Consider the following 21,856-nt stretch of genomic DNA (forward strand, 5'->3'; position numbering starts at 1 on the left):
GCACCTGTTCCGGTGTAAATCCAAGGTCACGCACGTATTCTGCAAGCTTCACCGCTTCCTTCATCGTACATCCCGGATGGGAGGACATAAAGTATGGGACGGCGTACTGCTTCTTGCCTGTCGCCGCGTTTGCCTTCTCATACTGATCCAGAAACTGCTGATAGACCTGATGGGATGGTTTTCCCATATAGTGAAGTACCTGGTCGGAAACGTGTTCCGGCGCGACACGAAGCTGTCCGCTTACATGGTATTTCACAAGTTCCTGCAAAAAAACTGGGCTTTTGTCCGCTACTACATAGTCAAATCGGACTCCGGAGCGGACGAAAACTTTCTTGACTCCGGAGATCTTGCGGAGTTTCCGAAGAAGTGCCACGTAATCGGTATGGTCTACGGTAAGGTTTCCGCACGGTTTCGGGAAAAGACACTGCCGGTTCTGGCAGACACCTTTGGTGAGCTGCTTCTGACAGGATGGCTGCCTGAAGTCTGCGGTAGGGCCTCCGATATCATGGATATAGCCCTTGAAATCCGGATCATGAGTCATTTTTTTTGCTTCTTTGAGAATGGACTCATGACTTCTCGTCTGGAGAATGCGTCCCTGATGGAACGTCAGAGCACAGAAATTACAGCCGCCGAAACAGCCCCTGTTGCTCGTCAGGCTGAATTTGATCTCCTCCAGAGCAGGGATTCCGCCTTTGGCGTCATACATCGGATGCCAGGTATTCTGATAGGGAAGGTCGTAAACATCGTCCATCTCCTGCTGGCTCAGTGGAAGTGCCGGCGGGTTCTGGATCACGCATCCTCGATTTCCGTAGCTCTCTGCCATCGGTCTGGCAGTAAACGGGTCGGTATTTCTGTACTGCTCGGCAAAGCTTTCGGCATAGGCTTTTTTGTCCGAAGATACTGTCTCATAGGACGGAAGGATGATCGGATCATAAGCGCGCGACAGATCTTTGCACTTATAAACGGTTCCCGGAATGAAAGTGATCTCATCTACCGGAAGGCCGCTCTGAAGCGCCTCCGCGATCTGGATGATCGAATGCTCTCCCATTCCATAAGAAATAAGATCCGCCCCGGAATCCAGAAGGACACTGCGGCGCACCTTGTTTTCCCAATAATCATAGTGTGCGAGGCGTCGAAGGCTTGCCTCGATCCCGCCCAGGATGATCGGTGTATGTTTATACGTCTGACGGATCAGGTTACTGTACACCACGGTAGGCATGTCCGGGCGCAGTCCCATCTCGCCGCCTGGTGAATAGGAATCCTTCTGGCGGTGTTTCTTGGAAACGGTGTAATGGTTCACCATGGAATCCATATTTCCGGCACTGACAAGAAAACCAAGACGCGGTTCGCCAAATACCTGGACGCTTTCTTTCTTACGCCAGTCCGGCTGTGGGATGATCCCCACGCGGTAGCCTCTGCTCTCCAGAAGTCTTGATATGATCGCTGTACCAAAAGAAGGATGGTCTACATAAGCATCTCCTGTCAGATAGACAAAATCCACCTGTTCCCATCCTCTCTGCTGCATTTCTTTTTTGGTTACTGGTAAAAAATCCTGCATGTATATGTTCTTCTCCTAAAATGATACCGACTGTGCCCGATATCCCTCTGCGATGATATCAAGCTGTCTGTGAAAACGTGCAAGCTGCTGCAGATCCTTCGTCCGGAATACGCGGAGAAACTCGTCCTGGATCTTGGCAACTTCCCTTTTGTTTGAAATCTTGTAAAGATTTTCGATGCTGAGAAGAATATCCTTGACAAGATTCGACTGCATCTGCGAAGAGTTCTGTGCATCCATGATCTCATCGCGGACAGAGGACATCTCCTGATCCAGCGCAATGATCGCATCTGCGGCGTTGCTCAGGCGCTCTGCCACGTGAAGCGGCATCTCACCTTTGTATTTGTACTGGAGAGAATGCTCGATCGTCGCCCAGAAATTCATCGCCATGGTACGGATCTGGATCTCCGCCTGGATCTTCTTTGGTCCGTTTATCGTTTCAACTGTATAATAAATGATCAGGTGATAACTTCTGTATCCACTCTGTTTGATGTGCTTCAGATAGTTCTTCTCACTCTTGATCGTCATATCGGTACGCTTCTGAATGATCGCAGCAACGGTATCAATGTCTTCCTCAAACTGGCAGATAATGCGGATACCTGCGATATCCTCCAGTTCTTCCTCCATGCGTTCCATGGGAATGTGTTTGCGCTGCATCTTTTCCAGAATGCTTGGCAGGCTCTTGACGCGTCCGCTGACCTGCTCGATCGGAGAATAAAGATCGTTCTGCTTGTGTTCTTCTATAATATGTTCAAACTTGACCATCAGCTCCTTGACAGCCAGTTCATATGGACATAATATACTTCTCCATAACTGTATTTCCATAAAAATCGCTCCCTTGGTGGCTTGTAGCAAAAGTAGCCCCGGCTTCCTCTTGATTTAAAGCGAAACTACTTTTGCATTATAGCACATTTTTGCATGGATATGTAATTAATATACACACTTTCTGATTTTTTTCTGAACGGCCTTCAGCACCCAGTATGGGTTTACGCTCATCTCCCTCGAATACGGTGTCTGAATGTAGATCCCGAGATGCAGATGTACCGGAAATTTTCCCTTTGTACCTTCACTGCCATAACCGGTATCGCCCATAAACCCAAGGATTTCTCCCGCTTTTATGGAATCTCCCTCCTTCCAGTCCCGCTCATAGGAAGAAAGGTGTGCATAATAAAAATAGCCTCCTGAAGGAGAACGGATACCGATCCGATAGCCACCTAAGGGGAGCCAGCCGACCGCTTCTACACTTCCGTCCGTCATACTGATGATCGGATAAAAATCTGCTGCCCCGCAACCTCCAAAAAGATCACAGCCTTCATGAACACGCTCTCCCCCAAAGCTTCTCTCTTCCATCCAGCCGTCCTCAAATGAGATGTCATCTGCTGCGACCGGAAAATATCTGACATCCTTCCAGACCGCCTGGTAAAAACTGCACAGATCTGTATATTCTTTGTATTTATATCTCAGATAAGGCTCCCTGTCAGAAGAACATCTCCCGGGATAAAATTTCCCGTTCAGCATTGTCGTCGTCAGATTTTCGATCCAGTCTGTATTTCCTGAACTTTCATCCTGGTTGCGAAGCTGCCGGTATAGTTCCGTCGGAAGATGCTGCTCCCGAAACGCAGCCGTCTCACATGTTTTTTCATCCAGTATCGATGCCCGGCTTCGCTCCAGAAGGATCTTCTGGGCGCCAGTGATGCAGGTAAGAATAAAAAAACAGAAGAAACTTTTCCAGAGCCATCGTCCCATGAGCCTGAAATTCTGCCTTTATACGATATCGTCAATTTTTATTCTATTCTCTCTCTTACATCATTATTACGCAAAAAACAGAGGCTCCCGGCGATCACCGCCCAGAAGCCTCTGTCGTAGAAACTTAGTTTTGTTTTATCAGTCTTTTAACTGTTCCAGAACTTTGACAAGGTAATTCCATACACGTTCTGTGGATGCGATATCCAGAACTTCCTCTGAAGTATGGATGTCCTTCATGTTTGGTCCCAGAGATACGCAGTCAAGTCCTTCGATCTTCTTGTAGAAAAGTCCACACTCCAGTCCTGCATGGATCGCAACAACTGCCGGTTTCTGTCCGTACATTTCTTCGTATACGGATACCATCTTGTCACGGAGCGGAGATTCCTTGCGGTACTCCCATGCCGGATAAGCACCCTGGATGGTGTACTCGCCACCAAGGAACTCTGTCAGATACTGGATCTTGTCAGAAAGTGCATCTCTTGCTGCCTCTACGGAACTTCTGACACTGGAGCTTGCAAAGAATTCATCCTCATAAAGTTTGACAATACCGATATTGGTAGAAGTCTCTACCAGCCCCTCGATGCTTCCGCTCATCTTCTGGATGCCGAACGGAACTTCCATCAGATAGAAGAGAACCTTCTCTCTGCTGGTCGGATAAAGGACCATTGCTGTCTCCACATCGCCCTCTGTGATCTGGATGGTGATCCTTGCATCGCTGCCTTCGTATTCCTCACGAAGACCTTCCTGTACTTTGGCTGCATAAGCTTTGACTGCTTCTGTCTGGTCGCCGTCGATCAGGAGTTCTGCGACAGCTTCTCTTGTGATCGCATTGTCCTTCTGACCACCCTCAAGAGAAATCATCTCATAATCTGCCTTGTTCTTGAGTCCGTAAAGGAAACGTGCCATAAGAACGTTGGCATTTGCGCGTTTCTTGTCGATCTCTGCTCCGGAATGTCCACCCATCAGTCCGCAGATCTTGACTCCGATCTTCTTTCCTTCTGCCTCGACTCTCTTCACCGGAATGCTGCTGACTGCGGAAAGACCGCCTGCACAGCTGATCCAGAGACTTCCTTCTGCTTCGGAATCCATGTTGATCATACGTTTTCCTTTGAGAACGCTGCAGTCAAGTCCTACTGCTCCAAGAAGTCCGATCTCCTCGTCTACAGTGACCAGAACTTCCAGTGCCGGATGCGGGATATCTGTGCTGTCCAGAAGTGCCAGTGCATAAGCAACAGCGATTCCGTCATCACCACCAAGTGTGGTTCCATTTGCGCTTACATATCCGTCCTTGACAGAAAGATTCAATCCGTCTTTCTCGAAATCATGCTCTACATCCGGACGTTTCTCGCATACCATATCCATATGACCCTGAAGGATCACAGTCGGTGCATTCTCATATCCGGCAGTTGCAGGTTTGTAGATGACAACGTTATTCAGTTCATCCTGTACATAATCAAATCCATGATCCTTCGCAAAATTCACCAGATAATCACTGATCTGCTTTGTATTGCGGGAACCATGCGGAATCTTACAGATTTCTTCAAAATAATAAAATACTCTTTTTGGTTCACAGTTTTCTAAAACTCTCATTTTGATTTCCTCCATTATTACTGCATTATAGTTTATATTACCCAGAAATCTTTTTGATTTCAAGGGTTTCTGGATTTTTTCCTCATATTTGTCCCGGGTATTTCGTATAGTAAAGAAAAAAAGATTTTTTTATGAAAAAAATTCTCTATACCGTCGTAAGTCTCGTATTGTTTGTGTTTCTTTTATTTTTTCCACGGGAAAGTCTGGCTTCCGCACAGGAAGGAATGCAGCTCTGGCTCAATATCCTGCTGCCGACGCTATTGCCTTTCATGATCCTGACTGGAGTCCTGATCCGAACAGATATGATCGGCCAGCGCCTAACCCCCATGGAATCCATCTGGCAAAAAATCTTCGGTGTTTCTCCTGCCGGAGCTTATGCCGTTCTTTTTGGGCTGCTCTGTGGTTATCCCATGGGAGCCAAACTTACTTCCGATCTCTATGCCAGCCGAAAGATCAGTCGCAGGGAAGCACAGTATCTCCTGACTTTTACCAACCACGCCAGTCCCATGTTCATCAGTTCTTATCTGATACATACCTGCATGAACGGGCAGGTCTCTGCTTTGGAGGTATTCTCGCTTCTTCTCGGCTCCGCCTTCCTCACCATGCTGTGCATGCGCCTGTGGTTTTTTCGTACAGGCAGCCGGTACACTGCTGGCTTCTCCCCGATATACACATCAAAAAAAGAGACATCCTCTGACAGCTCTCCGGGAGCCATACTGGATGCCTCTATTATGAACGGTTTCGAAACGATCACCAAACTGGGCGGGTATATTCTTATGTTCTCGATCCTGACTGCCTGTGTACGTCATTTCTGGAAAAGTCAGTCCATACTTTCGTATGTGCTGTTCTGCCTCCTGGAAATGACTACCGGGCTTCACAGTCTCGCACTCTCAGGTCTGAACCCGGAAATAAAATATCTCTGTGCCCTGGTCACTGTCGTACTCGGCGGTGCCTGCATCACTGCACAAACACGAAGCCTCGTGACAGAAGAACTCTCCCTGCTTCCCTATCTCGCATCCAAGCTTGTGAATGCGCTGATCGTCATAGTACTATTCTTATTCTTCGCCAAGATCATCTAAGAGATTGTCATCCTCAGCTTCCTTGGCAGGTTCGTCATGGTAAGAACCTGTGATCGCTGCTGCCTGTGCTGTCTGAGGTGCCAGCTCCTGGCGATTGTGGTTTACAACTTCCAGACAGCTCTGCAGAGAGTCGATGAAAGTCTTGTATTTGCCACCTGCATCCTCCAGTGTCTGGTTCAGGACAGATCCGATGTTTGCCATCATGTCATCTGTGTAAGTGATCGCGCTCAGACGAATGCTGTTGGCATCCTGTGTAGCGGAATCCAGGATCTCCTGTGCCTGCTTGTTGGCAGCGTTGATGGTCTCGTTCGCCTGTGCGTAAGCCTTCTGCATGATCTCGTGCTGTGTAACGAGCTCCTGTGCCTTGGTCTGTGCATCTGCGATCAGGGCATCTGCCTTGGTCTGTGCATCCTCAAGGATCGCATCTTTGTTGCTGATGATCTTCTGATATCTCTTGATCTCATCCGGAGTCTTAAGACGAAGTTCTCTTAAGTACTCTTCCATCTCTTCTTTATTTACAACGATCTTGGTTGCTGATAAAGGCTGAAATTTACAGCCTTCTATAAATTCATCGATTTCGTCGATAAGCTGTTCAATTCTGCTGCTCATAGTACATTCTCCTTATATTTTGTCTTTTTCCTGCATCTTCAGGAGTAGTTCCTGAATGATCTCTGCCGGTGCAAAACTGGATAAATCTCCTCCAAATCGGGCTACTTCCTTCATAATGGTGGAGCTTACATAAGCGTACTCCAGACTTGTGGTCAGGAATACGGTATCTACATCCGGAGCCAGAACACGGTTGGTCTGAGCCATCTGAAGCTCATACTCAAAATCAGTAACCGCACGAAGCCCACGTACAATGACCTGGGCCTGGTTCTCTCTGGCAAAGTTCACAGAAAGTCCGTCAAATGGCTTGATAATCACATTCGGGATATCCCTGGTCGCCTTTTCTAATATATTAACACGTTCTTCCACAGAAAACAACGGACTTTTTGCAGAATTCTGCAAAACCCCGACTACAACTCTGTCAAAAGATACGCTTGCGCGCCTGATGACATCCAGATGACCATAGGTTGCCGGATCAAAACTTCCCGGATAAACTGCTGTTACCATAGGTATTTCTCACTTTCTTTTGTGCAAAAAAATATGCTTATTGGTCTTGTATTCTTTGGAACGGCTCAGTTCATAGCCAAATTCTTCCACATAAGAGAAGTCCGTATGAAGGTCTGCCTCAACGATGATCAGGGTATCCTCATCCGCGAGGGAGCTATCCTGCAGATACTCCAGCACCTGTCTCTCCAGCTCATTGTTATACGGTGGATCCATAAAAATACAGTCGAATGCAGCCTGCCCTTCCATAGAACGAAGAGCCTGCAGTACATCCATGTTCAGCAGTTTACCATGTTCAGCCAGCTTTGTAAATGCAAGATTTTCCCGGATGCAGGCGCATGCCTTGGGATTTTTCTCAACGAAGGTCGCATGTTCTGCGCCTCTGCTGAGTGCCTCGATCCCGATTCCACCGCTTCCACTGAAAAGATCCAGGAAGGTGCTGTCCGGAATGTATGGCTGCAGAATATTAAACAGAGTTTCTTTGATTCTGTCTGTAGTTGGTCTTGTTTCCATGCCAGGCACTGTCTTGAGTGCAAGACGTCTGGCAGTTCCAGCGATTACTCTCATTTCAGATTCAGTCTCCAATCCAGGTCGCCGCGTGCAAGTCCGAGAATCAGAAGTTCTGCCGTTGCGATATTCGTAGCGACCGGTATATTATATTGATCACACCTCATAACGATGGCGTGGATGTCCGGTTCTTTCGGATCCATCATGACCGGATTGTAAAACAGGATGACCATGTCAAGATCCTGTCGTTCTACCATTTCCATAAATTGCTTATCTCCGCCTATACTTCCTGCAAGGAACTTATGCACATGAAGGTTTGTGGCTTCCTCAATCCGCCTTCCGGTTGTTCCGGTAGCATAAACCTCATGCTTGGCGAGAATATTCTTGTAGGCGATACAGAAATCTTCGATAAGTACCTTTTTGCTGTTGTGTGCAATGATTCCTAAATTCATCGTTCATCTCTCCATTTTCACCAATACATTACTGGTTTTTTAGTTTTAAGCTTATTTGTTACTGTTAACGTGGTAAACAGTAACACTTATTTTTGTTTATTATAACAAGTTACCAAAAAAAGTGCAATTAAATCTTTCAAACTTATACACAATTCATAGAAATTTAATATTTTCATATTTCTGGCAGATTATACGCTAAATTCCAGTGTATTATTTCGATAAATCCACATACTAGCATTGTAACACAAACACAAAAACAACCAAGGAGGAATCAATCATGTCAAACAATACTTCTTCTAACAAAGCAGTCGTACCAGAAGCAAAAGGCGCACTGGACCGTTTTAAATTCGAAGTAGCAAATGAATTAGGTGTACCGCTCACAGATGGATACAACGGAAACCTTACCTCCAAACAGAATGGTTCCGTCGGCGGATATATGGTTAAAAAAATGATCGAGCAGCAGGAAAGACAGATGTCTTCCGGAAGCCAGGGCGGTCAGTATTAATCTTTATCTCTCTGCCTGAAAGGGTCAAAAAGCTCAGATGAACAGATCATCTGAGCTTTTTATTGTTCTTATAATCCAAGAAATCCTGTAATATCACCATTGATGACATAGTGTGCCCCATTGTCTTCTGGTTTGATATATACTTTTAAGTCTTCAAGTTCTGATTCTTTTCTGCCCATCTCTTCTGTCCAGATCTTTTTGATGCTCTCAACAACATCCTTTGCATATATCTCTTTGCCAAGCCACTGTACGAATACTTCTGTAGTTGCTTCTGCTTTCTTTGCAGCTGCTTTTCTGGTTGTTCTCTTCGCAGTGGTTTTCTTCTCTGTTGTCTTTTCTTCGGTTGTCTTCTTGACAGCAGTTCTCTTTCTGGTTGTCTTCTTTGCAGGTGTTTTTACTTCTTCAGTTATTTTCTCGGTTACTGTTGCTTTGACCGGCTCTTTTGTCTCCGGTTCTGCAGCGAGCTTTGCAGGAGCCTCTTTTTCGATAGCCGTCTTCGCAGTTGTTGTCTTAGGTTCTGCCTTTTTTGTCGTTGTTCTTGTAGCCATAATAGCCTCCTTACAAGGTGAAAAATAGTTTTTACGGTACTAAAATACCACGTTTTCCCGGGTTTGGCAATATTTTCTTTTCAGAGGGCGATGTTTTCTGTCGCATTCTGGCTGTAATGTTCCATCCGTTCTCTCAAAGATCTGTGCTGTTCAAGATCAAGTTCCGGGTCCAGGGAAAGGATCTCTTCTGCCGCTTCGCTGGCTTCTTTGAGGATCGTGGAATCGTTGTAGATATCACCGATCCGAAATTCCATATCACCACTCTGACGGATCCCGAACAAGTCGCCGGGGCCACGGAGTTTGAGGTCTTCGCCTGCGATATAAAAGCCATCATTTGATTTGTTCAGGATCTCCAGACGTTTCGAAATCTGATCCTGATTTCCCTGGATAAAAATACAGTAAGACTGGTATTCTCCACGTCCTACACGGCCACGGAGCTGATGAAGCTGTGCCAGGCCAAAACGTTCGGTATTTTCGACCATCATGACGGTGGCATTCGGCACGTTCACGCCTACCTCAACAACGGTTGTCGAGACAAGCACCTGGATCTCACCGGCTGCAAAAGATTCCATCACGCGGTTCTTTTCTTTGGGTTTCATCTTACCGTGGAGGTATTCGATCCGAATGTCGGATGGAAGGTTTTCCTTGAGTTTCTGTGTATAGTCGAGAACATTTTCGGCTTCCATTTCCTCGCTCTCTTCTACCATCGGACAGATAACGTATGCCTGTCTGCCTTCTCGTACCTGCTTCTCTATGAAAGAGTAGGCTTTGGGGCGGTATGAAGTATTGACAACGCAGTTTTTGATCGGGAGACGCTTTGCCGGAAGTTCATCGATCACGGAGATATCAAGATCTCCGTAAAGAATGATCGCCAGTGTTCTCGGGATCGGCGTTGCGCTCATGACAAGGACATTCGGCGGATTTCCTCTCGTTGTCAGGGCTTCCCTCTGTTTGACACCGAAACGGTGCTGCTCATCTGTAATGACCAGGGCAAGGTTTGCGTATTCGACTTTTTCCTGGATCAGCGCATGCGTACCGATGATGATAGAAGCTTCTCCGGAAGCAATGCGCTCGTAGGCGATGCGTTTTTCTTTTGCCGTATCAGAACCGGTCAGAAGAATGGTCGGAAAAGAAAGTCCCTGTTCTTCCATCAGTTTCAGAAAGCCTTCGTAATGCTGCCTTGCAAGGACTTCTGTCGGGGCCATCAGTGCCGCCTGATAACCATTGTCTGCCACAAGAAACATCGCGAGAAATGCGAGGATCGTCTTGCCGCTTCCAACGTCCCCCTGTACAAGCCGGGACATCATCGTTCTTCCGGCGAGGTCGCGTTCGATCTCATGCCAGGCATTGAGCTGTGCATTTGTAAGTGAATAGGGAAGCCGCTCGATGACTTCCTCTGTCAGCCAGGTTTCTTTGACCGGAAAGCAGTTCGGTGTCTCCTCTGCTTTTTCCTTCATTCTTCTCACAGAAAGAATAAAGAGAAGAAATTCATCAAAAACAAGACGTTTCCTGGATACCAGAAGTTCCTCTTTGTTCTTCGGGAAATGTATGGTTTTGAGAGCATAATTGACATCTGCGAGTCCGTAACGTTCTCTGAGTTCTTCCGGAAGATACTCACTCTGCATGGGCAGATCTTCCAGAAGCTGTGTGACCATTTTGACAACGGTTTTGTTGGAAAGTCCTGCCGTCAATCCGTATATCGGCTGGAGATTGTGAAGGATCTCCTCATACGCTGACGGAGTGAAGATCTCCGGATGTTCCATCTCAAGCTTTCCCTGTTTGCGCACGATCCTGCCTCGGAAAACGAACCAGCTTCCTTTCCTGAGGGTTTTCTTGAGATATGGAAGATTGAACCAGACTACAGGGAATTTCCCGCTCTGATCAGCAATGTTTACAGAGATGATCTGTCTGCCTCTCACGGAATTAACATAAACGCCGGAACATACCGCAGCGGAGACGGCCTGCACCGTCCCCTCCTTAAGTTCTGCGATATCTACCGGCGTTTCATATTCATCATAATTTCTTGGATAGTAGAGCAGGAGATCGTCAGTATCATAGATTCCAACCTTCTGGAAAAGCTTCTCTGTCTTCTCTCCTACACCTTTTAGGGTTCTTAAACTCTGTGCCATTTGTCCTACTCAACAGAAATGATGTAATAATAGATCGGCTGTCCGCCATAGTTTACTTCTACTTCACAGTCCGGATATTTCTCTTCCAGAGTGGCTGCAAGTTCCTCTGCCTTCTCCTCGGAAGCATCTGCACCATAATAAACACTGATAACCTCTGCATCATCTGTCATCATGGCTGCTACCGTATCCTCTGCGACCTTTTCTTTGCCGCTGCCTACTGCAAGGATTCCCTTGTCACCGATACCCATGATATCTCCCTCATGGATCTCATTATCCTCGATTCTGGTATCTCTGACTGCATAGGTGATCTGACCTGTCTTAACTCTTGCGATCGCTTCGGTCATCTCTTCGGTGTTTTCTTCGAGAGACTTCTCCGGTACGTAGCTGATGAGAGCAGTAACTCCCTGCGGAACTGTCTTGGTCGGAACAACGATGATCTTCTTGTCCTCGGTAAGATCTCTTGCCTGGTTTGCTGCAAGGATGATGTTCTTATTATTAGGAAGGATGTAGATCGCCTTGGCATTGACTTTGTCGATCGCGTTCAGCATATCCTCAGTACTTGGATTCATGGTCTGACCGCCCTCGATCAGATAGTCTACACCAAGTTCTTTGAAGATGTCTGTGAGTCCATCACCTGCGGACACTGCGATGAAGCCAACTTCCTTTGCCGGTTCCTGTTTCTTCTCTTCTTCTGCCTGCTGTTTGGCAAGTTTCTCTGCGTCTTTGATAAGTTTTTCCTGATGTTCTTCGCGCATGTTGTCGATCTTCATACGGGAAAGGGCTCCATAAGTCAGTGCACGCTCGATCGCCTGTCCCGGATGATTGGTGTGCACATGGACTTTGACGATCTCATCGTCTGCAACGAGAACGATGGAATCACCGATGGAAGTCAGGAATTCCTTGAATTTGTGTTCTTCTTCGATCGGAAGCGTTTTGTCCAGAAGGATGATGAATTCTGTACAGTAACCGAATTTGATATCAGCCTCTGCCTGTGGAGAAATCTTGGTCACTGCCGGTCCCGCAGTCTTCTCAAAGTCGGAATAATCTACTTCTTTGCCGAGGAAGCCGTCAATGGCACCTCTTAAAACTTCAAGGAGACCCTGTCCACCGGAGTCTACAACACCTGCTTCCTTAAGAACAGGAAGCATCTCCGGTGTCTTTGCCAGAGTTGCCTCTGCGTGTGCAAAAACTTCCTCAAAAAACGGCTGCAGTTCCTCTGCTTCCGGAGCGATCTCTGCAGCCTTGAGTGCTGCTTCTCTGGCTACAGTGAGGATGGTTCCTTCCTTCGGTTTCATAACTGCCTTGTATGCAGTCTCTACTGCACGGTCCATAGCTGCTGCAACTGCAAGTGCATCGAGTTCCTTAGCTTTCTTAACGCTCTTGGTGAATCCTCGAAGTAACTGGGAAAGGATAACACCTGAGTTTCCTCTGGCTCCACGGAGAGAACCGGAAGAGATCGCCTTGGCAAGAGTCTCCATATCCGGATCTGTCAGTGCACTTACCTCTGCAGCTGCTGACATGATCGTCATTGTCATATTGGTTCCTGTATCTCCGTCTGGTACCGGAAATACGTTTAATTCATTGATCCATTCTTTCTTTGCTTCCAGATTCTTGGCTCCTGCCAGGAACATTCTGGAAAGCACACTGGCATCGATGGTTTTTATATTCAACACGTGTTCCTCCTCTGATTCCTTAGTCTATTGCGCGAACGCCTTCTACGTAAATATTGATCTTGTCGATCTCCATGCCAGTGAAATCCTCTACTTTGTACTTCACATTGCTGACAAGGTTATCGGCGATCGTACTGATATTTACGCCATACGCTACAATCACATGGAAATTCAGGCGGATCTTGTTGTCCTCTGTGATCTTGACACTGATACCATGTTTCAGGCTTTCCATACGAAGCAGCTTGACCAGTCCGTCCTTCATGCTGACTGCTGCCATTCCTACGATCCCGAAACATTCAACTGCCACACTGCCCGCATAGGTAGCAATAACGTCTGTATCAATGACGATCTGCCCTAAGCCGGAATCTATACGTCCATTCATATAGTGACCTCCATAAAAAATTATTATATAAATGTATTATAACCCGTTTTTTTGGATAAGACAATGTTTAATTTCGACATGGGCTGTTCTCATGATTTCTAATATAAAAAGAAGCTGGTCGGATTTGATCTCCAGCCAGCTCATACACGATAGCATTTTTCTTCTTGATATTTCAGCTCCCTGCTTTTGACCTGATCCGATGAAAAACAGGGATTTCTGAAATGTTTCTAGAAAAAAACAGACGGCAGCATTGCCATAGATAAAAAAGATGTATTGCTTAGTTCTATATTAACACTCCCATCCCTATAATTCAAGTGATTTTACTATTATTTTTTTAATTATCCGTGTTTTTATAATTAAATTTTGAAATAAGATATTATTTCACACGTTTTTTCATTTTTACCATATTTTATAACATTTTTTACATATTTACAATATTCCTCATCTCTGTCGTTCCGGTTTCATACTTATAATATATAGTCTGAAAACAGCTATATTTTACCTTGTTTTTGCCCTTTTGAAGAATATTTTGAGATTTTCTATTTTTTTACTTGCAAAACCTGGCTTCATCTGGTAGAATAAAATCTGTTGAAAAAAAGCGTCAAGGAGGTGCTATCATGGCTAAATGCGCAGTTTGTGAAAAAGGTGCTTATTTCGGAAATAATGTAAGTCATTCCCATAGAAGATCCAATAAAATGTGGAAATCCAATGTAAAATCCGTTAAAGTTAAAACAGCTAACGGCGGTGCACAGAAGATGTATGTATGTACTTCTTGTCTGAGATCCGGAAAAGTTGAGAGAGCATAATTCCGAATTATGTATGAACGACCAAGCAGGGCACGGGAATTTTCCCGTGCCTCTTTTTCGTTTTACAATAAACAAAGCTATAAAACATCTGTTTTCATTGTTAATGGCAGAACATATGATAACCACAGAGAAGGCAAAGCCCGGCTGTGACAATAATGACCACATTCTCCTGTATCAGCATGCCGATCACAATTCCTATCCCTATGCAGAAAATCATCAATCCCAGAAGTCTTCCCACACTCTTACCCTCATCTTATGGTCTCATAATATCTTATGCCAAAAACCCCTGTGGAATACAAAAAGCTTTACCGCACCTGCACGATAAAGCTCTTTGATATATCTCTTACTTTTTATTTAAATCTCTGTCTCACTTTCTGTGTCATCACTCTTGCCGAATCCAGAGGCAAATCTGTCTACAAAATCCGGAACCATATCGAGGACTTTGGTGAGTCCGTCCTGATTCTTGACATTGACGAGTTTGGTAGTTCCATTCTGGATGACCAGGACGGCACTTGGGGTCAGTTTACCGGTCATTCCACCGCCGCCGTTGCTCTTCTTGTCACCCTCGAAAGCCCCTGCTCCTACGCCGAAGGAAACATCCACCAGCGGAAGGATGATCGTATCTCCGACATGGATCGCATCTCCGACAACTGTCTTGGCAGAAATAAATGCATCCATTCCTTTAAAAAGAGAATTTACAGTATCCTTAAAATTGTTTTCACCTGACATAACACCAGTCCTCCTTTATTTATGTTTCCATCGTCTGATGACGTATTTTATATTTTTATCAAAATACAGCTCTATGGCTGTTTTAACCAGCATGATCCCGTATACTCTGCCCTTCAGATTCACATTTCCATAGAGAACATTCCGGTTCTCAAAAAGCGGCATGACACGGATACAGTTTCTGTGAAGCGGGATCGTCATTCCAAGGACTGCAAGTACAGAGCCCGTGATCGACGGATCTGTGCAGTCAAATACAAGTTCTCCCTCCACTTTCGTCGGAAATACATGCCGTAAAAGACGAAATGCCCTGGTTTTGACAAGAGATATGGCTTTCTGTGTACGTGGATGTCCGATAAATGCTTTCCACCAGTCAATCTTGTCACAAAGCGCATCCTTCTTTCGGGAGAGATTCTCCAGATCTGCGGGGATCTTCATGATCCTTCGATAGACTGCTTTTATTTTGTCCCAGATCCTTCTGGCTTTATTCCCCAGATCATAAAACAGATTCTTAAGTTTCTCTGCTGTCTGCTGCCATTTGCGTTCTTTCTCGATATCCGGATCTGACAGATCTTCTTCGGATGTTTCCATCTCCGGCCAGGATGCCTGCGGGGTCTCTGCTACTTCCCGGCTGTGCTTTGTCTCATCCCGAGAAAGTTCTTTCGCTTCTATATAAGTCGCATTTCCAGTGCTGTCCTCATCAGTCTCACTGTACTCTATTTCATCATCCATGTCAGGATCTGTTTTCTTCTTGTTCTTACGGTTCCTCAGTTTCTTCAGGACTTTCATGACAGGGATCCCAAATAACCGGAAATCCGATACCGTCTGTCCATTCTGAAACCCAAGAGAAAATGAGATACCGCCAAACAGCCAGCTTACCTTCGCCCGCCCACTGGCAGTGCGGAAGGAACCGGCCTCCTTCGTCCCTTCTGCCCGATACCTTACAGGACAGAATAAAATCAGCAGCAGTGCAAACAGGATCAGCCCCAGTATTATCCCTATAAGGATCAATATAAATTTTATGATCATCCACAAGATATGTAGCATGGCATCACCTGTTCTTCCAATATTCTTCTATCCGGAAATCTCCTGTCGCATCGTAGACTTCCTGAATGATCTCCACAACCATATCCACAGCCTCGTCCTTATCGCCGGCAAGTCCGATGATCTCCGGACAGATGTCTGCAGCACTCTGCTGGATTATTGTCAGAGCCGGTATGATCTCCAGAAGGTTCCGTGGATTTTCTGAAAAAGTGATAAGATAGACACCCGGCACGATCTTCCCATGATTCAGTTTACGACGGATCTTATCTGCTTTCTTTACGCCCTCGCCAATGCGAAGATCCTTACACCATTTCAGCATCGCTTGCTTCTCCTTCGGCTGTTATTATAGAGGATTTCCTTTTTTTCGGAATCTAAACAGGGCTGCGTCAGAAACACAGCCCTATTGTACATCTTCCATGCAGAGAATCTGAACAGTTATGCTCAATCTCTACGCTGTTTGCCCCAGAGTCCCTGACTCCGTAGTTCCAGATATTCCTGGTAAGCCTTCTCCACGATCTGCTTCTCATTCGAGAAACGAAGCAGATGATAGATCTCATGGAATTTGTAATACCCGGAATCCACAAAAAACTCTTCTCTCTGAGGTCTGCTATGATAATTATCAGCCGTCATCAGATACCAATGTACTTCCTTTGTAACGATATCCTCCGGAACTGTGAAATTATAATGGCTCTTGCCGATATACTTGACTACGGTAGCCTTCACGCCAGATTCTTCCTGCACTTCCCGAAGTGCTGTCTGAATATGCGTCTCACCTGGTTCTACAGTTCCCTTTGGCAGCACCCAGCCTTCATAACGGTTCTTATAAGACTTGTAAAGTGCCAGTATCTTGCCACGATAAATTACCACACCGCCACAGCTCGTTGCTTCTATCATGTTGCAATTTCCTCCTGTACTGCGTGTGAGTTGTTACTGTTCACTCCGTTCACAGTAACTGTAAGTTTCATACACTGAACTGTTAATAGTATAACTCTTTTTGGACAAACTGGCAACCTTAATCGTTATTCGATCAGTCAAAATAATATGCATCAAAGACATCCGCCGCGATCGGCACTGCCGCCTCGCTTCCGGTACCACCATCCTCGACGATGACAGAAACCACGATATCCGGATTATCAACATTAGAATATCCGACAAACCAGGAATGGCTTGCACCACTTTCGTTGTATTCAGCAGAACCGGTCTTTCCTGCCACTGTATAGCCTCTTCCATTCAGAGAAGAAGCTGTACCGTTCTGTACAACCCCCTTCATCAGTTCTCCGAGGAGAGATGCTTCGTTGTCTGTCATCAGACGTTTATATGCTTCCGGCTCTGTGGTATCCACCTCATCACCGGCATGATTCTGCACCTTGTCGATCAGATATGGTTTCATCAGAACACCGCCGTTTGCAATGGAACTTGTGATCAGTGCCATGTGCATCGGAGATACCAGGGTATTTCCCTGACCGATCGCCGTCTGCATCGTGAGCGGAACTCCAGAGCTTCCATTTAAAGTAAAGGAGCTCTTACGATAGGATCTCAGCGGAAGCTTCTGATTAAACAGAAGGTTCTCGCTTGTCTTAAGAAGTGCAGCTCCGCCAAGCTGTGTTCCCATCTCCGCAAATGCACAGTTACAGGATTTCGCGAATGCCGCATAAAAATCCTCCTGTCCGTGAACGGTTCCTCCATAACACTGGATCGTATGGTCTTCTTTTGTGATACTTCCCTGGCAGTCATAGGAAAATCCGTTAAACGTTCCATGCTGACGAAGATAAGTCAGTGCTGTAACAATCTTGAAGGTCGATCCCGGAGGATACTGTCCCATTGTCGCACGGTTCAAAAGGCTGCTGTTTGTCTCATCATTTACAAGCTGTTCCCAGTTTGCTGCAATCGTATTCGGATCAAAATCCGGCTTGCTGACCATCGCAAGGATTTTTCCTGTAGATGGCTGAATGACCACAACAGCTCCTCTTCTGTCGCCCAGAGAATTATAGGCTGTTGTCTGAAGATCTGCATTCAGGGTGGAAACCACTGTATCTCCCACATTCTTGGCACCCATAAATTCGTTTTTGATCTGGGTCAGAAAGAATTCATGAGAACTCAGCAGCTGGAAATTTGCCTCCGACTCCAGACCGCTTTTGCCATTGGTATCATATCCGACAACATGTGCAAAAATATTGGAATACGGATAAGAACGTTCTTCCGTTCCGTCATCGCTGACATTCGTCTGTGCGAGTATTTCACCGTCTGAAGACATAATATTTCCCCTCACGACTCTGTCTGCAAATGTATCCTGCCTTGTATTATAAGGGCTGTTGATAAAGCTGTCTCTCTTTATGGCATTGAAATACACCAGATACCCTGCCAGTCCCAGAAAAATAAGCACAAAGAAGACAGATACAAATGTATATTCTTTATTTCTTGCCCGACGTCTTTTAGAAGCGGCGTGTTCTGTCGCCAATCTCCTCTCTTGCTCTGATTCTCTGTAATGCTTCCTTTTTTCGTTTCTCAAATTCCTCGTCCTCGTCTTCTCTCAAAATATACAGTCCCTGAATGATCGCCAGCATGAGGATCGTACTCAGAAGAGAACTTCCTCCATAGCTTACCAGCGGAAGAGTAACACCTGTCATAGGGATAAATTTGGTAGCACCGCCGATCGTCAGGAATACCTGAAATGCATACTCTGTTCCAAGCCCCAGCGCGATCAGCTTATAAAAAGGATTGATGATACGCAGCGCGATATTGACGATCATCAGGAAGAAACTCATGCACACCAGGATCAGGCAGATTGCAAAAATCCCTCCCAGTTCTTCACAGATCGCGCTGAAGATAAAGTCATTCTTGACAACCGGAATGGACTCCGGTGATCCCTGGCAGAGTCCCATGCCGAACCAGCCGCCAGTTCCGATCGCAAACAGTGACTGTACGATCTGGTAGCCTTCGTTCTGGTAAACTGCCATCGGATCCTTCCATGCGCTGACCCTCTGTCTGACATGGCCAAACAGATGATAGGCGACCACTGCTGCCCCGCTTCCGCCTACAAGTCCAAGTCCCAGATATCCGACATTTCTGGTAGATACATAGACCATGACCAGATAAGCCACAAAAAAGATCACGGCACTTCCAAGGTCCCTGGAAAGCACCAGTATCCCCACATGGAAAGCTGCAACTGCCGATACCTGTACCACAGCTTTAAGACTGGTATCTCTGGACAAAAATGATGCCATAAAGAATACAAAGGTAATCTTGATCGCCTCTGATGGCTGCACACCCAAAAGTGTCAACTTCGCTCCATAGCTGGTTCTGGCCAGAAGAAATACTGCTGCCAGAAGTACAACGCCTATTCCTGCATATATCCAGGTCAGTTTGCGAAGAAAACGCATCTTACGGATCATGACCGGTATTGCAAGCGCAACAGCACTGGCACCGGCCGCAACAAGAAGCTGCTTGGTAGCCATCGTGATGTCAAGACGGCACAGCATGATAAATCCAACACTCAAAAGCATGCACATATTATTCAGAAGCAGCAATGATGCTTTCTTGTACAAGACTCTGTACAGGATCTGGATCACTGCAAAAAAGATCTGCATTTCTATATAAAAACGTACCACCTTGTAATCAAACGTCTTGAGGTAGATCACAAGAAACGCAGTGAAGTCGATAAAAAAGATCAGGATAAGCTGCTGACGCAGAAGCTCATTCCTCTCCTCTTCATCCGGCTGACGCACGGTATAAAAACAATGAAACGTATAGACGATCATCAGCGTCAGGATGATGTATTTGGATAATTCTACTATTACATTGATCATATGCCCCTACTCGGCTCCTCTTTTAAAATGTCCTTTGGTAAAGTTCCTTTCGGCAGGTATACGGTTATGATAATATACCCCCAGAAATTCATCCAGAATCTGCTCTGTTTCCTTAGCTGTCTCCATAGTCAGGGAAATACGTAAGGACTGCATCCCAAGTGCAAGCACCTGCTTCGACTCCTTAAGAAGTCCATACGGCAGACTATTATAGATTATATTATAGCAGCGTTCTTTTGTTTTTGTAGTTCCTGTTTTCCATGGGTGGCAGACACAGACTGCTGTAAATTCCTTGTCGTATCTGTCCTTCAGGACCATACTGCCCTCGCACATATCACAGGAAGCGATATTTTTGCGGACGCACTGCGCTGACTGCATCAATGGAATATATCCATATACGATAAGCTCACTGTTCCTGTTATCCCTGTGACGCATTTCCGCTTCTTTCAGTTCCAGAGGTACCGTATTCTTAAGAATGTCCTGTTTCTCCCAGAAATCGACGGCTTCGTTATTCCAGGTATACATCGTTGCATCCAGAACCGCAGATTTCTCAAGGCCCTGTTTTTTCAGCATTCCATAGGATTCCAGATTTCTCACAAGAAATCCCTTCATTCCTTCCTCAAGCCACCTTAAAGCAGTCTCAAAAAAATGCTCCGGTGCCTGTTCTCTGGTGATATAAGGAAATGCAAGATACAGTTCTTTCTGGTTCTGAATGCCCCTGGCCATTGCCTGCTCCATAACAAAATATGGAAGATACAATCCCTGAACTTCGTCTCTCTGCCATGCTGTCTCTGCCTGCTCCATCGTTTCGCAGGATATGAACATGCCTGGTATACTGCCATTCTTTCCGGCAGGACTCCCTTCCATTGTGGCAAACACTGGTCTGTCCGCTGCTTTCCGGTACATCGGCGCACAAAGTTCTTCTCCCAATGCTGCCAGAGCGTTTCTCCTGAGTTCATTAAGAAGTTTCACCGGAACAAAGATATTTCCATCCATCTGGATATCCAGGGATTCCCATTCAAATTCAGTATTTCCCAGTTTCTCCATCTGTTTGCGGATACGCTCCTCTGACATCGGATGTTCCTTGGCAAACTGGACTTCTCCATCGGAAACCACCACCTGCCTGTCCCCGCAGGAAACCTGCAGGATTGCCGGGCTCTCCGGGTAAAGCATCAGGCTTCCGGTGATCTTCTCCTTACATTTCGTAAGTTCTCCGGATACGCCGCCGGTCTTCTTCTCATTGGAGAATGCCATCATGGACGGACCGTTGTGCTGCTTATAATAGCCCGTGCAGGAACCGCCTCTGTTAAAGATATCTAAAAGATATTTCCTGTCTTTGTCTGTCACCTGATAATTTTGTCTGTTCTCTAACAATATGTCCAGATATTTCCGATACATACCTGTCACCCCGGCTGTATATCCCGGCTGTTTCATTCTTCCCTCGATCTTGAGCGACATCACGCCCGCTTCTACAATCTCCGGCAGAATATCCAGTGTACAGATATCCTTAAGACTCAGAGGACACAAATCCTCTGTCTTCGGAAATTTCCTGTCCTCTCCCTTACGGACCTGGTAAGGAAGCCTGCATGGCTGTGCGCATCTTCCACGGTTGCCGCTCCTGCCTCCGAGGATGCTGCTCATCAGGCACTGCCCGGACAGACTGTAGCAAAGAGCCCCATGGACAAACGCTTCGATCTCAATACTGCTTTCCTTGTGCATGGCAGCCAGTTCCTCAAGGCTTAATTCCCTGGCAGCAACGACACGTGCCGCTCCCTGTTCCTCAAGGAATTTCATTCCCTCCGGTCCGGTAACTGCCATCTGTGTGCTGGCATGGATATGCATGTCCGGAAAATTTCTGCGGATGAACTGAAAAACGCCAAGATCCTGAACAATGACCGCATCCAGTCCCGCCTCATACAGCGGTTTCAGGGAATCAAAAAGTTTTTCCCTGATCTCACGGTTCTTAAGCAGTGTATTTACTGTGAGATACAGCTTCCTGCCATGAATGTGCGCTGTCCGGATCGCACGGATCAGTTCTTCCTGTGTAAAATTCTGCGCGTAAGCTCTTGCCCCGAAATCCGGTCCGCCTACATAAACTGCATCTGCACCGGCTCCGATCGCAGCCTCGAATCCCTCATAGGAACCTGCCGGTGAAAGTAATTCTATTTCCTGTTTCTTCAAATGAGATTTTCCTTTCATCTGATCAT

23 protein-coding genes are annotated in these 21,856 nt (G+C 46.1%); 3 read left to right on the forward strand and 20 right to left on the reverse strand.

What is annotated here, in order from left to right; genetic code table 11:
* The 4 genes from WMO75_RS09505 to WMO75_RS09520 form a co-directional block, all read right to left on the reverse strand.
* Positions 1 to 1,558 (reverse strand): YgiQ family radical SAM protein (locus tag WMO75_RS09505; RefSeq protein ID WP_349077949.1); only part of this gene is annotated, 1,558 nt, incomplete at its 3' end.
* 15 nt (positions 1,559 to 1,573) lie between these two features.
* Entirely contained in the window at positions 1,574 to 2,380 is an 807-nt protein-coding gene (locus WMO75_RS09510) for a GTP pyrophosphokinase (protein ID WP_022215186.1), read from the reverse strand.
* Between the two features lie 105 nt (positions 2,381 to 2,485).
* Entirely contained in the window at positions 2,486 to 3,301 is an 816-nt protein-coding gene (locus WMO75_RS09515; RefSeq protein WP_291581594.1) for a M23 family metallopeptidase, read from the reverse strand.
* A 138-nt stretch (positions 3,302 to 3,439) separates the two neighbouring features.
* The gene (locus WMO75_RS09520) at positions 3,440 to 4,891 is read right to left on the reverse strand and encodes an aminoacyl-histidine dipeptidase (protein WP_227222427.1); all 1,452 of its coding nucleotides are present in this window, start codon (positions 4,889 to 4,891) and stop codon (positions 3,440 to 3,442) included.
* A 131-nt stretch (positions 4,892 to 5,022) separates the two neighbouring features.
* On the opposite strand from WMO75_RS09520, the gene WMO75_RS09525 reads away from it, so the two are divergent.
* Positions 5,023 to 5,970: a hypothetical protein gene (locus WMO75_RS09525; RefSeq protein WP_227222426.1), complete on the forward strand. Its 948-nt coding sequence runs from the start codon at positions 5,023 to 5,025 to the stop codon at positions 5,968 to 5,970.
* Here the strand turns inward: WMO75_RS09525 and WMO75_RS09530 are convergent.
* The 4 genes from WMO75_RS09530 to WMO75_RS09545 are packed head-to-tail and all read right to left on the reverse strand — an operon-like array spanning position 5,947 to position 8,039.
* Entirely contained in the window at positions 5,947 to 6,579 is a 633-nt protein-coding gene (locus WMO75_RS09530) for a hypothetical protein (RefSeq protein ID WP_022215182.1), read from the reverse strand. The two genes, WMO75_RS09525 and WMO75_RS09530, sit on opposite strands and share 24 nt — an antisense overlap.
* 12 nt (positions 6,580 to 6,591) lie before the next feature.
* Positions 6,592 to 7,083, reverse strand: coding sequence for a pantetheine-phosphate adenylyltransferase (coaD, locus tag WMO75_RS09535; protein WP_022215181.1), 492 nt, complete (start codon positions 7,081 to 7,083; stop codon positions 6,592 to 6,594).
* Positions 7,084 to 7,092: 9 nt separating this feature from the next.
* Positions 7,093 to 7,647, reverse strand: coding sequence for a 16S rRNA (guanine(966)-N(2))-methyltransferase RsmD (gene rsmD, locus WMO75_RS09540; RefSeq protein WP_118251477.1), 555 nt, complete (start codon positions 7,645 to 7,647; stop codon positions 7,093 to 7,095).
* Positions 7,644 to 8,039 carry a methylglyoxal synthase gene (locus WMO75_RS09545; protein WP_022215179.1) on the reverse strand — a complete coding sequence of 132 codons (396 nt, stop codon included), beginning with the start codon at positions 8,037 to 8,039 and terminating at the stop codon, positions 7,644 to 7,646. The genes rsmD and WMO75_RS09545 overlap by 4 nt, the downstream gene beginning before the upstream one ends.
* Positions 8,040 to 8,316: 277 nt before the next feature.
* On the opposite strand from WMO75_RS09545, the gene WMO75_RS09550 reads away from it, so the two are divergent.
* Positions 8,317 to 8,544 carry an alpha/beta-type small acid-soluble spore protein gene (locus WMO75_RS09550; protein WP_022215178.1) on the forward strand — a complete coding sequence of 76 codons (228 nt, stop codon included), beginning with the start codon at positions 8,317 to 8,319 and terminating at the stop codon, positions 8,542 to 8,544.
* Between the two features lie 68 nt (positions 8,545 to 8,612).
* On the opposite strand, the gene WMO75_RS09555 is transcribed toward WMO75_RS09550, so the two are convergent.
* The 4 genes from WMO75_RS09555 to WMO75_RS09570 form a co-directional block, all read right to left on the reverse strand.
* Positions 8,613 to 9,092, reverse strand: a complete 480-nt coding sequence (locus WMO75_RS09555; protein WP_118251476.1) for a DUF6465 family protein — start codon at positions 9,090 to 9,092, stop codon at positions 8,613 to 8,615.
* An 80-nt stretch (positions 9,093 to 9,172) separates the two neighbouring features.
* Positions 9,173 to 11,221 carry an ATP-dependent DNA helicase RecG gene (gene recG, locus WMO75_RS09560; protein WP_349077950.1) on the reverse strand — a complete coding sequence of 683 codons (2,049 nt, stop codon included), beginning with the start codon at positions 11,219 to 11,221 and terminating at the stop codon, positions 9,173 to 9,175.
* 5 nt (positions 11,222 to 11,226) lie between these two features.
* Positions 11,227 to 12,891 carry a DAK2 domain-containing protein gene (locus tag WMO75_RS09565; RefSeq protein WP_227222433.1) on the reverse strand — a complete coding sequence of 555 codons (1,665 nt, stop codon included), beginning with the start codon at positions 12,889 to 12,891 and terminating at the stop codon, positions 11,227 to 11,229.
* 22 nt (positions 12,892 to 12,913) lie between these two features.
* On the reverse strand, positions 12,914 to 13,273 hold the full coding sequence (locus WMO75_RS09570) for an Asp23/Gls24 family envelope stress response protein (protein ID WP_022215174.1): 360 nt from the start codon (positions 13,271 to 13,273) through the stop codon (positions 12,914 to 12,916).
* A gap of 617 nt (positions 13,274 to 13,890) precedes the next feature.
* Between WMO75_RS09570 and rpmB the strand changes: the two genes are divergently transcribed.
* Positions 13,891 to 14,079 (forward strand): 50S ribosomal protein L28, encoded by a 189-nt coding sequence (gene rpmB, locus WMO75_RS09575; RefSeq protein ID WP_022215173.1) that lies wholly within the window; start codon positions 13,891 to 13,893, stop codon positions 14,077 to 14,079.
* Between the two features lie 100 nt (positions 14,080 to 14,179).
* On the opposite strand, the gene WMO75_RS09580 is transcribed toward rpmB, so the two are convergent.
* The 8 genes from WMO75_RS09580 to WMO75_RS09615 form a co-directional block, all read right to left on the reverse strand.
* The gene (locus WMO75_RS09580) at positions 14,180 to 14,317 is read right to left on the reverse strand and encodes a hypothetical protein (RefSeq protein WP_173905484.1); all 138 of its coding nucleotides are present in this window, start codon (positions 14,315 to 14,317) and stop codon (positions 14,180 to 14,182) included.
* Positions 14,318 to 14,433: 116 nt separating this feature from the next.
* Positions 14,434 to 14,808, reverse strand: a complete 375-nt coding sequence (locus WMO75_RS09585; RefSeq protein WP_022215172.1) for a GerW family sporulation protein — start codon at positions 14,806 to 14,808, stop codon at positions 14,434 to 14,436.
* A gap of 15 nt (positions 14,809 to 14,823) precedes the next feature.
* Entirely contained in the window at positions 14,824 to 15,849 is a 1,026-nt protein-coding gene (locus tag WMO75_RS09590) for a DUF2953 domain-containing protein (protein WP_118251473.1), read from the reverse strand.
* A gap of 4 nt (positions 15,850 to 15,853) precedes the next feature.
* Positions 15,854 to 16,165, reverse strand: a complete 312-nt coding sequence (locus WMO75_RS09595) for a hypothetical protein (protein ID WP_227222424.1) — start codon at positions 16,163 to 16,165, stop codon at positions 15,854 to 15,856.
* 122 nt (positions 16,166 to 16,287) lie between these two features.
* Entirely contained in the window at positions 16,288 to 16,740 is a 453-nt protein-coding gene (locus tag WMO75_RS09600; RefSeq protein ID WP_022215169.1) for an NUDIX hydrolase, read from the reverse strand.
* A gap of 133 nt (positions 16,741 to 16,873) precedes the next feature.
* Positions 16,874 to 18,304 carry a penicillin-binding transpeptidase domain-containing protein gene (locus WMO75_RS09605; protein ID WP_264466900.1) on the reverse strand — a complete coding sequence of 477 codons (1,431 nt, stop codon included), beginning with the start codon at positions 18,302 to 18,304 and terminating at the stop codon, positions 16,874 to 16,876.
* Positions 18,279 to 19,652 (reverse strand): FtsW/RodA/SpoVE family cell cycle protein, encoded by a 1,374-nt coding sequence (locus WMO75_RS09610; RefSeq protein ID WP_227222423.1) that lies wholly within the window; start codon positions 19,650 to 19,652, stop codon positions 18,279 to 18,281. Before WMO75_RS09610 ends, WMO75_RS09605 begins: the two co-directional genes overlap by 26 nt.
* 6 nt (positions 19,653 to 19,658) lie before the next feature.
* Entirely contained in the window at positions 19,659 to 21,830 is a 2,172-nt protein-coding gene (locus WMO75_RS09615; protein WP_227222422.1) for a peptidase U32 family protein, read from the reverse strand.
* Between the last annotated feature and the right edge of the window lie 26 nt (positions 21,831 to 21,856).

It is taken from the genome of Blautia intestinihominis (genome assembly GCF_040096655.1).
Taxonomy (GTDB): Bacteria; Bacillota; Clostridia; order Lachnospirales; family Lachnospiraceae; genus Blautia_A; species Blautia_A intestinihominis.